This is a genomic window from Heliorestis acidaminivorans (assembly GCF_008933955.1).
Classification (GTDB): Bacteria; Bacillota; Desulfitobacteriia; order Heliobacteriales; family Heliobacteriaceae; genus Heliorestis; species Heliorestis acidaminivorans.
Genome location: NZ_WBXO01000005.1, coordinates 150259 through 163976, shown reverse-complemented (window position 1 = coordinate 163976; position 13718 = coordinate 150259). Strand labels below are relative to the sequence as shown.

Annotated in this window: 14 protein-coding genes; 2 read left to right on the top strand and 12 right to left on the bottom strand. The window is 40.4% G+C overall.

The window, feature by feature from the left end; all coding sequences use genetic code 11:
• Nucleotides 1-122: 122 nt before the first annotated feature.
• A complete protein-coding gene (locus F9B85_RS08360; protein ID WP_151619932.1) occupies nt 123-428 on the bottom strand; it encodes a YerC/YecD family TrpR-related protein in 306 nt (101 codons plus the stop codon).
• Nucleotides 429-599: 171 nt separating this feature from the next.
• Between F9B85_RS08360 and tatA the strand changes: the two genes are divergently transcribed.
• Nucleotides 600-824, top strand: coding sequence for a twin-arginine translocase TatA/TatE family subunit (tatA, locus tag F9B85_RS08355; RefSeq protein ID WP_243138118.1), 225 nt, complete (start codon nt 600-602; stop codon nt 822-824).
• A 91-nt stretch (nt 825-915) separates the two neighbouring features.
• Here the strand turns inward: tatA and F9B85_RS08350 are convergent, their stop codons facing one another.
• The 10 genes from F9B85_RS08350 to F9B85_RS08305 form a co-directional block, all read right to left on the bottom strand.
• Nucleotides 916-2277, bottom strand: a complete 1362-nt coding sequence (locus tag F9B85_RS08350) for a TrpB-like pyridoxal phosphate-dependent enzyme (protein WP_151619930.1) — start codon at nt 2275-2277, stop codon at nt 916-918.
• A 105-nt stretch (nt 2278-2382) separates the two neighbouring features.
• A complete protein-coding gene (locus F9B85_RS08345) occupies nt 2383-4260 on the bottom strand; it encodes a coiled-coil domain-containing protein (RefSeq protein WP_151619929.1) in 1878 nt (625 codons plus the stop codon).
• Nucleotides 4261-4340: 80 nt separating this feature from the next.
• Nucleotides 4341-4811: a hydrogenase maturation protease gene (locus F9B85_RS08340; RefSeq protein WP_243138125.1), complete on the bottom strand. Its 471-nt coding sequence runs from the start codon at nt 4809-4811 to the stop codon at nt 4341-4343.
• 43 nt (nt 4812-4854) lie between these two features.
• Nucleotides 4855-6255 (bottom strand): nickel-dependent hydrogenase large subunit, encoded by a 1401-nt coding sequence (locus tag F9B85_RS08335; protein WP_151619927.1) that lies wholly within the window; start codon nt 6253-6255, stop codon nt 4855-4857.
• On the bottom strand, nt 6234-7205 hold the full coding sequence (locus tag F9B85_RS08330; RefSeq protein ID WP_243138117.1) for a hydrogenase small subunit: 972 nt from the start codon (nt 7203-7205) through the stop codon (nt 6234-6236). The genes F9B85_RS08335 and F9B85_RS08330 overlap by 22 nt, the downstream gene beginning before the upstream one ends.
• A gap of 18 nt (nt 7206-7223) precedes the next feature.
• Complete coding sequence (locus tag F9B85_RS08325; RefSeq protein WP_170270336.1) at nt 7224-7502, bottom strand: cytochrome b5 domain-containing protein; 279 nt, start codon at nt 7500-7502, stop codon at nt 7224-7226.
• 187 nt (nt 7503-7689) lie between these two features.
• Nucleotides 7690-8862: an MFS transporter gene (locus F9B85_RS08320; protein ID WP_151619925.1), complete on the bottom strand. Its 1173-nt coding sequence runs from the start codon at nt 8860-8862 to the stop codon at nt 7690-7692.
• 93 nt (nt 8863-8955) lie between these two features.
• Complete coding sequence (locus F9B85_RS08315; RefSeq protein ID WP_243138116.1) at nt 8956-10176, bottom strand: ABC transporter permease; 1221 nt, start codon at nt 10174-10176, stop codon at nt 8956-8958.
• Nucleotides 10173-10862: an ABC transporter ATP-binding protein gene (locus tag F9B85_RS08310; protein ID WP_151619923.1), complete on the bottom strand. Its 690-nt coding sequence runs from the start codon at nt 10860-10862 to the stop codon at nt 10173-10175. Before F9B85_RS08310 ends, F9B85_RS08315 begins: the two co-directional genes overlap by 4 nt.
• 13 nt (nt 10863-10875) lie before the next feature.
• Nucleotides 10876-12618 carry an efflux RND transporter periplasmic adaptor subunit gene (locus tag F9B85_RS08305; protein ID WP_151619922.1) on the bottom strand — a complete coding sequence of 581 codons (1743 nt, stop codon included), beginning with the start codon at nt 12616-12618 and terminating at the stop codon, nt 10876-10878.
• 284 nt (nt 12619-12902) lie between these two features.
• Between F9B85_RS08305 and F9B85_RS14915 the strand changes: the two genes are divergently transcribed.
• A complete protein-coding gene (locus F9B85_RS14915; protein WP_279237748.1) occupies nt 12903-13031 on the top strand; it encodes a hypothetical protein in 129 nt (42 codons plus the stop codon).
• A 139-nt stretch (nt 13032-13170) separates the two neighbouring features.
• Here F9B85_RS14915 and F9B85_RS08300 read toward each other — a convergent pair whose 3' ends face one another.
• The gene (locus F9B85_RS08300; RefSeq protein ID WP_243138115.1) at nt 13171-13692 is read right to left on the bottom strand and encodes a GerMN domain-containing protein; all 522 of its coding nucleotides are present in this window, start codon (nt 13690-13692) and stop codon (nt 13171-13173) included.
• Nucleotides 13693-13718 lie beyond the last annotated feature (26 nt).

Below are 13718 nucleotides of genomic sequence, written 5' to 3'. Positions count from 1 at the left end.
CCACTTAATATGTCTATAAATAATTCTATGGGTAAATTCCCGTTTCTACACTTACTCTTTTAATACATCACTTCATCTAGGTAAAGTGTTGTGTTAAATCTATCATGACTTTTTAAAACCTGTCAACGACTTTTTTTCTTTTCTCTTAACCGTTGCAACAGCAGTTTGTACCCGTCTGCTCCATAATTAAGAGACCGCTTGACCCGCGATATAGTAGCTGGACTAGCTCCCGTTTCTTCAGCAATGTTAATGTAGGTGCAATCTTGTTCTAGCATTTTGGCAACTTCTAACCGCTGTCCCAGTGCTTTAAGTTCAGCTACTGTACATAAGTCTTCAAAAAAACGATAACACTCTTCTATATTTTCAAGCTCCAAAATAGCTTCAAAGAGACGATCTAGCGATTCTTCTTGTAGTTTAGAGGCTGTCACGGGGCTACCTCCTATCCTTGGGCTCACTCTTATTAATAGTATAAATTCCTGCTCATAGTCATAGCAACTATAGATTTCATTTCACAAATAATTAATGCCAGTTGAGACATCCTATAAGTCTTTGTTATACTATTGTTAGCTTCTAGCATCTTAAGAAAGGCAGGAATTCATTTGTTTACTTTTGGATATTTTTTGAGCCCTGCACAATGGCTTCTCGTCGTTGCTCTTGTGTTGATCTTTTTTGGTGCCAAAAGATTACCTGAAATCGGACGAGCTCTTGGTAAGAGCTTGAAAGAGTTTAAAGAAGAAGTCACACCAGAAAAAACACCAGGTGATAAAGCCAAAGAAGTAGAAGCTCGTGTTGTTGATGAAGAAAAGAAAGAGTCTAATAAGTAGTTTTTTTATTTTTGGTTAATTCTTTGCCAAGTGATAAAAAAGCCTCTTCACCTTTTTGGGGTGAAGAGGCTTTTTTTCTTTACGTAGCTTTCTATACTTTTGGTAACTTTTCCAAACTTTTGTTTAATGCTTCATCAGAGTGAGCGATATCTTCTAGTTTGCCACCAAAGTAAGCATCATATGAACCGAGGTCGAAGAGACCGTGTCCTGATAGGCAGAAGAGAATTGTCTTCTCTTCCCCTGCTTCTTTGGCTTTATTTGCTTCTGCAATGGCTGAAGCGATGGCATGTGCCGACTCTGGCGCTGGTACGATACCTTCTGTGCGAGCGAATGTAAGCGCTGATTCGAAGATAGTCTTTTGACCATAAGATTGAGCTTCAATAAAGCCATCGTAAAAGAGTCGGCTAACTAATGGTGATTCACCGTGATAGCGTAGGCCACCAGCATGAATGCCAGGAGGCATGAAGTCACTACCTAGTGTGTACATCTTCATAATAGGTGTTAGTTTGGCTGTATCACCAAAGTCATAGGCAAAAGTACCTTTTGTTAAGGTAGGACAGGCATCAGGTTCAACTGCTACAAAGCGTGTCTTTTTGCCTTGGAACATCTCGGGCATGAAGGGGAAGGCTATGCCAGCAAAGTTACTGCCACCACCACAAGAGCCAATAACAATATCAGGGTATTCATCAACTTGAGCTAACTGGGCTTTAGCCTCTAGACCGATAATACTCTGGTGTAAGATGACGTGGTTTAAGACACTTCCTAAGGCGTACTTAGTATCTTCACGAGACACAGCATCTTCTACAGCTTCGGAGATAGCAATACCTAAACTTCCTGTGGAGCCAGGATTTTCTTCTAAGATCTGACGACCTGCTGATGTGCGATTAGAAGGTGACGGAATAACTTCAGCTTCATATATTTGCATAAATGATTTACGGTATGGTTTCTGTTCATAAGAAACTTTAACCATATAAACAGTACAGTCAATGTCAAAGAATTTACAAGCTAAGGACAGAGCACTGCCCCATTGTCCTGCACCTGTCTCAGTTGAAAGCCTTTTGATACCTGCTTCTTTGTTGTAATAGGCTTGCGGTATTGATGTGTTAAGCTTATGGCTTCCTGCAGGGCTCGTACCTTCGTATTTGTAATAAATTTTAGCTGGTGTATCAAGCAACTTCTCTAGCTGTGTGGCCCGATAAACTGGCGTTGGGCGCCACATTTTATATAGCTCACGAACTTCTTCTGGAATTTCAATCCAGCGTTCCGTGGAAACTTCTTGCTTAATCAGTTCCATAGGAAAGATAGGTGCTAGATCTTCAGGTGCGATAGGCTTTAAGGTTTGTGGATTCAACGGTGGATCTAAGGGGTTTGGTAAGTCTGCTTGAATGTTATACCAAGCCTCTGGTATGGATTTTTCTTCAAGTATGATCTTTTTGGAATGAGGTAAACTCATGCTCAACTCTCCTCTCCTATCTGAGCCGTCTATGCTTCATTTTATATTAGGATGCACCTTTACATTGTAAGCTTAAACAGTTCCATGAGACAAGCCTAAAAATGGCTAATCTTTTTTCCGATTCCAGCGCAAACCATGTCTAAAGAGATGGAAGGTTTTGTCTATAATTGTATCCATGCCTTCTGCTGGATCGACTTTTTCTTTCTCGCTACTATTGGACTCTTCACTTTTCGTATCATTTTCCTGCTCTCTTACTTTGCTCTCTTCTTGTAAGGACTTCTGCAATAAATCTTTTTTACCCATTTCTTTTTCTAAGTTATCTAGTTTTTTTCTTTGCTTCTCCCGTAGCTCTTCAGAGTGTATAAGTCGCTCTTTTACTTGTTCAAGCTCTTCTTGCAAAGTTGCCATAGCGATAGGTGAGTAGGTGTTCAGTAGTTCCTGCAATCTTTTTACTTCTCTTTGTAGTCGCTCTATTTCTTCTTGTACTAAGATATCGTAAATTTCTTCGTATAAGCGAGCTTGACCTAATACAAGTTCTTCTTCCTGCTCTAGTTCTTCGCTCCCTGCTTCTTCACCATCAAGAGCAGTTCTAAAGCCTAGCCTACCTCGCAGTTCTCTGTTTTCCTGTTCTAGAATGAATAGAAACTCGGCTAACTGTTCACGACGTTCTTCGGAGCGATCTAGTTCTTGTGCTAGGGCCGTTTTTTCTTTCTTTATATCTTCCATAAGTAGTGGTGATGAAGCTTCTACTTTTTTTTGTAAGCTTTTGTTTTCAGCTAGAAGTCGCTCACGTTCTTCTTCTAGTAATGTTCTACGAAACTCTTCCTGTCTTCGGATTTTTTCTATTTCTTTATCCTGATCAACAGGCTCTTCCTTTACAAGCCCTCCAGCTTCTAGCAAAGCTAACTTGCGCTGTAAATCGTCTCGTTCCTGCTCTACTAGTAGCAGTTGTTGATCAATGATACGCCGTCGCTCTTCTCCTTTTTTTAGTTCTTTATCTTTAACTTCTAGCTTGTCTTCTAAGTCTGTTACTTTTTGAGGCCCTAATGTAGCTACTGTTTCTTGTAGCGCTTCGTTTTCTCGCCGTAGACGACTAATTTCTCCTACTAGCCGCGTACGGTCTTTTTCTGCTTGAACTGTAACGGCTTCGCGTAGGCGAGCTTTATCTTTCGGACCTTTCCATACTTGCCAGCAATGACCGATAAGTTCTTGTGACGCTTTGACGGGACTTTCCAGCCACTTGTCAACCCAGCCATAAGCAAAAGGCCGTAGACGATCCTGAGGCTGTATTAAATATGTATAGAGAGTCGTTTTTTTCAGGGCTTGTAGTATTACAGGCTCATCAAAAAGCAGGACATTATCGTCTTCCTGTTGCAAAAGCAGAAGAAAATCGCCTCCTCTTTGGGAAGCTTTTTCTACGGCTACTGCTACTTCTGTTGCTTCGTTCATGTTGATATGATTTTCAGTGATAATGAAGCGGCGTCCTTTGTGGAATAGGTGGCGCAGTTGTGGTAAAAAGCTGTTGTTCTTGCTCGCGATCAACTCTATTTTGACAGAACCACGACTGCTATCAATAGGCCATTTTCTTTCTCTTTGCCAACCTACTAGGCCTTTTTGGGATAGTTTTCTTGCTTTTTCTATTCTTGATAGTTCTTTTGTTGATGGGAATTCTATTTCCTTAACTTGTAGCCATTCTAACCGTTTGCCTTGTTTTGTTGAGGGCCAGAGTACGGGGTGTCCTTTAGCTATAATAACCATTCGAGGTTTGCATTTTTTGGCTAGAGCTTCTGGTACCATCCAGAACATACTTCGCCCTTCACTATCTCGAACAAGCCATAGATAAGCAGGCCCTACAGGATTTCGCTCTGGTAAAAGCTCTGCCTTGAGGGTGATTTCCATTTGTTTTAAGGACTCTTTAGATTCTTTCTCTAAGATACGATTCATACTATCCAAAAAGCTACGTACTGTCATTGGTTCAGACATTTTTTTCATCCACCTTTTTGACCATGACATGTGGATTCGTAAAGACTACTATATTTTCCTGTTTATTAGTTGGTAACTCTTCAACTATCCATACTAGTCCCTTGCATTAACTCTACCATATCTTTTACTTGTTCTAGCAAAACATCCATATTATCTTCTACTACAGGACTTAAGCCAAAGCCTAAGTCGATTCTTTCCGGTTCCATACCAATTAGCCAACCTTTGATCATTTTACCTTTTTTGCGATAGCGAGCTATTAGGTGAAGTAAGGTTACTCCATGCAAAGACTTAGACCACTCTGTTTCTTCCAACTCGTTTAACGGAACTAGATAGATTGTACCAGGCTCACAAGGTCCTATTAAAGCATCTATAATGATAACTTGCCACGAGGACAGGCATTCTTGCAGTCCATACCAAGCATCTGTTTCTGCCTTGATTAGTGACAAGTCTGAGTTCCACCATTCTTGTTCTTCATCGCTTTGTAAGTCTTCTTCTAGCCTTTCAACAGCATAGACGCCAAGACCATCATCCTGACAAAGTACATTGCCCAGGCCGATTACTTTGATGATTCTTTGGCTCAGAAAAAATCCCTCCTTACAATATGGTCATTCTTTTTCTCCCTTTGGCACTATAAACATGAGTTGCACAGGATATGCAGGGGTCAAAAGAACGAACAATTCGCCCTATTTCTACGGGGTGATCAAGATTCTCTATTCTTGTACCGATAAGAGCTTCTTCAACAGGTCCTCTTTTTCCTCGTTCATCTTGTGGAGAAAGATTCCAAGCTGACGGTGTTATAACCTGATAGTGAGAAAGCATCGCTTCTCGGATAGTAAGCCAATGACCGAGAGTTCCTCTCGTTGTATCAGTTAGTCCAATACCCTTACTGCGACTGGGGATTGGATAAACTTCTTGAGGTGCTCTGTTTAACTCTACTTTGTCTAACAGTTTTTCCATGACTATGATAATTTGCAAAACTTCAAGTACCCGCGCGATAGTGCGGTCCATCATGGAGATCTGATTAGGATATTGACCGCTTATAATTAGTCTCGCTAGAGGTCCTACTTCACAGGGATAGCCTTGATAGCGAGGTGCTTTGGACCAGCTGTAGGCTTTTTCTTTTTCTAAATCGGGAATAGTCTTCCCTTCCATAGGTACTTCTACTTTTCCTTCATACCACGCATAAGTTAAAGATTCTGTAATCTTTTGTTTATCAACTTGCTTCTTTTCACCTTTATAAGGCAAAAAGGCCTCTTCTACATAGTGAGGTTTCTGTTCAGGATAATCAGCAAAAAGTCCAAAGCTTAATAGATGGCCAGGTCCTTGCCCCATCTGAAAATAATCTTCATAATAATGAGCTAATGTATAAACATCATGGAGCATTTTTTCAAGTGCAAAGCTTTTTATTTTCTTTAATAGGGAGCGAAATTTGCTAATCTTATCAATAGTGGGATGAACAGTCAAGCCTCCCACGAAGATACCGTGATCGTGAGGCGCTTTGCCGCCAAAGATTGCAATCATCTCATGAGCTAGGCGACTTATCTCAAAGGCTTGAAAATAATTTGCTACCAGTAATTCATTTATTTTCGGTGGAAACCTATAATCTCTACTATTTTCATATAAGCATTGCTTTTGCGGTAATTTTATAAAATCAGGAAGTGTATATAGGTAAAAGTGCCGAAGATGGTTTTGTAAGAATTCACAACTGTGAACAAGATCTCGTAGAGTTCGCCCCTGCTCTGTAACAGTTACTTGTAAGGCTTCTTCTAAAGCTAATGAAGAGGCTACAGAATGAGCGGTAGAGCATATGCCACAGATGCGCTGTGTAAAATAGATAGCATCAAGAGGATCTCTTCCTTGAAGCATTAATTCAAAACCACGAAATAAAAGACTACTACTTTTAGCTTCTATAATGGTATGGCCTTCAATCTGTACTTCCAGTTCTAAAAAGCCGCTCATTCTAGTGAGCGGACTTATTTTTTTTTGGATGGCCAATTATGTTGCCCCCTTTTTTCCATCCCTCTTGCTCTCTGAGCATACTGCACAAAAGGTGCCGTTCCATCGGGAAAGGTGGGATGAGCACAACCAATGCAAGGTGTATTAGCACCTACAGGCCAGTTTAGATAGCTATTCCATTGTCGTGTGGGACAATCTGTTTTGGTAATAGGACCTCTACAGCCTAAAGCGATCATGCAAGTCTGTTCACCTAGGCGCTCTGCAAAAATTCTATTTTCAAAAAAAGAACGTCGTTCACAATTATCATGAATAGTAATCCCGTAAAACAAAATCGGTCGATTCTCGCTGTCTAAAACAGGTGCTTGCCCATATAGCATGAAGTGCGCCAAAGTACCAATAAACCAGTCAGGGTGACAGGGACAACCTAGCAGTTGAACTATGTCTTGACGCATTGTTTGTAGAGCTTTAGCTACACTTACTGAACCACTGGGGTTGGGACGGCTAGCAGAAATCCCCCCATAAGTGGCACAAGTACCTACAGCAATGATGGAGCTAGCCCGTTGCCCAAAATATTGAATTGCCTCTTGGGCAGAGATAGGCTTACCCTGGTAACGTCCAATAATATTGTAGCGCTGATCTTGCATCGCTACAGCACCTTCTACAGCAAGAATAAATTCTTCTTCAGCTGAGGCAAATAGTTGTGCCATCGCCGCTTCTCCTTCTGCTGTCATCAAACTGTTGTTATAGCAGAGATCAATATGATTCATTAATAATTCTTCTAGTTCAGGATCGATACCATTTAGAAGGGAGATAATATTGCCTGAACAACCTGTTAATTCAAGCCATATCAGCTTAAGTTTCTTTCTTTTTTCTCCCTGCTTAATACTACTTCTTGCTTTTACTTTCCATTTTTCAATCAATTCTTCTACTGCTTTTGCACCTTTTTCCATTCTTTTCTGGGGCGAACTAGTGGATAGAGGAACTTTCAATTTTTTCCCTCCTTCCTGTCAGCTAAGACGACCGACTCGAGGCAAGCCTTCTAGAATGTCTCTTCTTCCACTATGACAGCGTCCAAAAGGCTCTGTTAAATCTCTTCCCGCCAAAAGACGGAAGTGGGTTGCCCCTTCCCAAGTTGCCTCTTCTGTTACGTCATAGATAACATTGTCGACGGCTACATAAGCCCGTCGTCCTGCTTTTCCATCGTATTGGGCAAGCTCGGTAAGTGATAAAGTTATCTCCTGAGACTTCAATCGCTTTCGAGCTTGGCGAAAAAACTTTTTCCACACCCTTTGATCACCTCTATAGACTATACTTACGTTTTTTGAACTTTAGCTCTTTTAGGCAAGAAAAAAAGCACCCTTTTGTCTAGGATGCTTACATTGTTATGGCCTTCTATGTTCTTGTTAGCCTTTATTTTTCGAACCTTTATTTTCGCCTCTACTCTATTTGCGGCTCTAAAAGTAAAGCAAAAAACTATGCATCCTGTTGGCTTCTAGATCCGAAGTAAAAAAAGATGAGAGGCACTATAGTAATGATAGCACATAAAAGATACATAGCAGACAATCCGTAGAACTCAGAAAAGATACCCAAGGTGATCGACCCAAAACCAATACCTAGATCGAAGGCACTGAAAATAGTTCCATTAGTAGCGCCACGACGGTGAGGCTCTACTCGATTAATAGCAATGGCTACAACAGAAGGCTGTACAATACCAAAACCTAAACCCATGAACAGAGCTGATAAGATAAACAGACTCATACCCTGAGCCATGTAAAGTAGAAGAAAAGAAACTACAATGCTGATAAAGCCTAAGGCCATAATTCTATTAGGTCCTTCGCGATCGAAAATCTTACCTGCAATCGGTCGCACAACCATGAGCGCAAGAGCGTAGGCAAGAAAATAGCTACCAGCGTTGATGATTCCAATGTTGTTACCAAAAAGAGTGATAAAAGAAACGATGCCACCATACACAAAAGCCGTAAAGAACATGATGGCTGATAAAGCAAGGACACGACGTTCATAAAAGCTATCGAGGGAGATTTTTTTTATGTTTTTCTGCTCCCTATTCTCTTTATGTTCTTCCTCATAGGTCATAGCTATAACTGCCACAAAGGCAAATAGAGCCAGAGCAACAGCGGCCGAGAATAAGATAGAAAAGCCAGCAAAATCTAGAATATATAAACCGAGAGCAGGCCCAATTGCCATAGCCAAAGTATTAGAGAGACCATAGTAGCCAAGCCCTTCACCGCGTCGTTTCGGTGGGATCACATCAGCCGCTACAGTTCCCGTACCAGTTGTTGTAACACCCCAAGTTAAACCGTGTAGCGCTCGCAGTATAAATAAAGCGGCTATTGCTGTGACCAAGTGATAAGCCGCCGTGGCAAGAGCAAAAAGAAGGAGAGCCGTAAGTAATAATTTTTTACGGCTCCATTGATCTAGTAGATAACCAGCAAAAGGTCTTACAAGTACGGCTGTTAGAGATAGAATTCCAATAATATAACCAACATGACTTTCATTTCCCTGTAATACTTCTGTAATAAAAATAGGCAAGGTAGGTAGCAAAAAGTAAAAGCTTGTAAACATAAACAAGTTGGCTAGACATATTAAAATAAAATTGCGGGTCCAGAGCTTTTCAGATTGCAACATATAAAAGCATTGACTCCTTTGTAATTAGACTCTTGTAAGCACTAGCTAAGTGCTTGTACCGTCTAGCTCATTATAGCACAAAAGCAAGGCTTTTTACTGATGACGTAAGGCTTCAATAGGATCAAGTGCTGAGGCTTTGCTCGCTGGATAAACACCAAAAATCAAACCAACAAGGAAAGAAAAGAAGAAAGCATATAAGATTGGAGTTATAGAAATAAGAGTTGACAAAGGCGTAAAGTAATCAATAATTTTCGAAAGAGTTAGACCAAAGAAAATGCCCATTAAGCCGCCTATGAGACTAAGTGTAACAGCTTCAATAATAAACTGCTGCATTATGGCACTTCTAGTTGCACCTATGGCCTTACGAATACCTATTTCTCTTGTTCGCTCAGTCACAGAGACAAGCATAATGTTCATAATACCTATACCACCAACAAAAAGTGAGATAGCGGCAATGCCAGCCAACAATCCTGTCATCAGCTTGCCAATCTCTTCGGCAGTACTCAAAATTTGTGACTGCGAGCTAATCTGAAAATAAGTGTTTTCCGTAGATGAAACATTACGTTGTACCTTCAAGATTTTTTCTACTTCTTCATGAGCTTGATCCATCAAATCGGCAGAGCGTGCCGATAAGTAGATAGCATTAATCTCTTGGATCTGAAAAAGTCGATCCATTGCTGTAGTAATTGGAATAATAACGCGGTCATCTTGATTAGCATAGCCTTGATTGCCTTGTTTTTCTAAAATCCCAATGACTGTAAAAGGTGTCTGATTAATCTCTATAACCTGGCCAATTCCTTTGCTATTAGACTCAAAAAACTTTTCTGCTACTGTTGCACCAAGTACAACTACATTTTGTTGTCGCCTTGCTTCTAAACGATTAAAAAATCGACCTTCATCTACTACGCTATTGCGTACTTCAATATACTCAGAACTAGTGCCTTCTACGACTGTTGTCCAATTTTCATTGTGCCAAACAACCTGACCTTGTCGTCTAACTTGTGGTGCTACGGCATCAATAGATTCTAGACGACTCAGGGCGGCTGAGTCTTCTAAGGTAAGTCTATTAAGCTCTTCAGCTCGCTCCCTTTGGTCAGGTGGAACAGCTCCTGGAGTAACAATAAGCAAATTACTACCTAGGCTTTCAATGCTAGCCGTAATGCGAGATGAGGTGCCTTGTCCTAGTGCAACGAGAGCTATGACAGCGGCAACGCCAATCATTATCCCTAAAGTTGTTAAAAAAGAGCGCAGTTTGTTAGCTTTCAAACTGCGCAAAGATAGTAATAGAGATTCTGTAAAATTCAAGGGCCTCACCTCTTATTATCATCTACAATCATACCATCTCGAAACAAAATCAGTCGCTCTGCGTACTCTGCAATTTCTGCTTCATGAGTAACCATCATGATAGTTTTGCCTGCTTGGTGTAGCTCTTGAAATATCTCCATAATTTCTGTAGTTGTTCTACTATCGAGCGCACCAGTTGGCTCATCAGCTAACAAAATAACGGGCTCATTGACAAGAGCTCTTGCGATAGAAACACGCTGTTGTTGTCCCCCTGAAAGCTCTGTTGGTTTGTTTTGCTTACGATGACTAAGCCCAACAGCTTCTAAAGCATTTTCCGCTTTTTGTCTTCTTTCCTCAGTAGCCATTCCAGAATAGAGCAAAGGAAGCTCTACATTTTCTAGTGCTGATAATTTGGGCAACAAGTTGAAATTTTGAAAGACAAAACCAATTTTTTTATTGCGAATTAGGGCTAGTTCATCTTCAGTTGCTTCTGCGACAGCCTGCTTATCAAGATAATAATCACCTTTTGTCGGCTTATCTAAACAGCCCAGTAAATTCATCATAGTAGATTTACCGGAACCAGAAGAGCCCATGATAGCTACAAACTCCCCTTCTTCTACTTCTACTGTAATCTCTCGGAGTGCAAATATTTCTTCTTCTCCTGAAGAGTAAACTTTATTAACTCGATCAAGGAAAATCAAAGGTTTTTCCGTCATTGTTACTTCTCCTCTAAAAATCCCAGATGGACTTACTCTCTTTACGTTCTTCTTTTCTCGGCAAAGTAACAAGTACAGCTTGTCCTTCTGTAAGCCCAGAAGTAATCTCAATTACATCAGTGCTTAGTAATCCAACAGTAACAGGCTGAAAAATAGGCTCTTTAGAAGTCTGATCATCGGAAACGATATAGACACCTTCTTGCTCTTTTTCTTCAACTAGGGCTCTTGCTGGGACAAACAAAACATTCTCTTTTTGGGCAACAGTAATCATGGCATTAACAGTCATACCTGGTTTTAATAAGGCTTCTCCATCAACAGAAAGGATTGTATCATACATAGTAACACCATTACGCATTGTTGGTTCTGGAGAAACACTTAAAACTTTACCGTAGAATTCTTCATCAGGGTAGGCTGTACTTGTAAAGAGGACATCCATACCGCCTTGAATGCGTCCTACATCACCTTGACTTACCTGTGCTACTACTTGTAGAGCTTCACTATTACTATCATTAAGCACAATAAAAGGTCTTCCCGCATTAGGAAATTCTCCTACTTTGCCGTTCACTTGCACTATTAAACCGTCAATTGGCGCACGCAAGGTTAAGTTGTTGAGGTTAATCAATTGTTGTTCTAAGTGAGCTCTAGCTTGAGCTACAGAACCTTCGGCCGCTAAAACAGCAGAACGTTCTGGTGGTGATTGCAACTGCATTAGCTGGGCCTTAGTAGCTTCATAATTGGCTTGGGCCTGTTGAAGTCTATTTTCTACTTGATCTAGTTGAGCTTTTGCCTGAGCTCGATCTTCATAGTTTATGCGCGCTATCTCCGTATTTTTTTCTGTAGAATGGACTGTAGCCTGTGCTTGATCAACAACTGCTTTTGCTTGGGCTACAGCTGCTTGTCCTTGCGCTAGTTGATTAGAATCGGGAGAGCGACGCAGATCATCGAGCTGTTTTTGCGCATTAGCTAAAGACATTTGAGCTTGATAGACAGTTCGTTGTGCTTCTCCAATTACATCAAGAGAAGCTTCTGTAGCTATTGCATTTTGCAATTGTGCTTGAGCATGATCGTATTGACTTTGTGCGGCTTTTACACTTACTTCTTGAGCATATAGAGCTGATTCGGATGGACCTTGCCGCAAAGCTTCTAACTTAGCCTGCGCACTGTCTAATCCCGCCTGAGCAGATCGAAGCTGTATTCTTGCTTGCTCAAGTTGATTTTCAGCATTGACGAGATGCTGATAAGCTTGAGACCTATCGTTAAAAAGAATCTCTTGGTTTTCGAAATCTTTTTGCGCTCCTATCAAAGCTACGCGCGCTTTTTCTACATTAGCTTCTTGCACGGCAATAGTTTGTTGATTAGCACCTTCTCTTGCTTGGGCTAATCGAGCCTCGGCAGCTAACAAGTTTCCACGAGCATGAGCTACTTGGGTCTGGGCTATCCGATCATCGAGTGTTACTAGCACTTGTCCTGCTGATACCGTTTCTCCAACTTGTACTTGCACTGACGTAATCTGACTATTTCCCGTCAAAAAACCAAGGTTTAACTGAGTAGGTACTTGTACAGTTCCCGATACAGAGACTTTTTCCGTTACAGTGCCTCTTTCTACCGAAATGATCTGTAATTCCCCTTCCTCACTGTTCCCTAGCGCTAAGTTGGCATAAAGGGTATATGAAGTACCTACTACAATTAGTAAAGCTAACAGGAGCATTAAACTTTTCTTTTTTTCTAATAATACTTTCATTTTATTAGTAAACATATCTTAACCCCTTTACCCCGTTACCAGCTTGTTCACTGACACGTTCTTTTCCACTCTTTCGATAGTGCATATGAGAAGATTTTAACGTATCCTTAGAGCCATAACTACCGGAGATTGCCGTCATTATGTCCAGATCTTGTTAGCACTTCATTGACTTGCTAACTTTTTGCTTAAAAATCCTTGAAAAAAGGTTGAAAGTGTTGACATTGATTATCATTCTGGGGTATAATCTATTTGAGATTAATTCTCAACAGACTATTTAATATCTAGAGGAGGAACTAATCGTGTTTAAAACTTATCTTACTGACAATGTAGCCCGTAAGAAAATCAAGAATGCTAAGAAAATTCTCGCTGAGACAAAGCTTTTTGATCGGAATGCCGAGCCTACTCCTGCTAAATCCTTAAAGTTCTAAAACATATAGGTGCTAATTAGTTAGCAATACTTGCAAGGTTCAGGAAGAACCTATTAAAAAATAATAGGAATCATATAAGCCCACGACAATAACGTCGTGGGCTTAAGGTTTTTTGTATTATTCTTTTTATGTTCTACAACTATTGGATGGCATTTTCATTTCTAGGTACTGGCTGATCATAAGCATTGTGACCTGTTTCTAAAAACTCTTCATTTACATAGAAAGATACTGCTTCATATTCTGGTAGCTCTGTATAAGTGTTTACGATAGCGTTAATAGCCAAAAATTCAGAAGCGCTTCCACCGAGATTAGCAAAAGCCTCATTAAAGTTTAAGATCAACACGTTGCCGTCTTCACTATAGTTAAGTAACTCCGCCTCAACTGGCAAAACAGATCCATATTCACCAGGGTTCTTCAACTCTTCAAACAAAGCTAATATGATATCGTCTTGTTTGGCAATTTCTCTTTCTACACGATTCAAGTATTCTGCTTCTTGATTAGCAAAGTAAAGTGTTACTTGGACTGCTTCTTCCGGCAGTGGTTCTTGAACCTCCTGTTGATTTCTGTTAGATTCTGTTTGATTCCCTCCTGTACAACCAGCTAAAAAAATCATAGCTAGAAGTAAGATGAGAGCTGTAAGTAAGTACCTCTTTTTTCCCACAAGAAAACCTCCTTAATAAATCAATT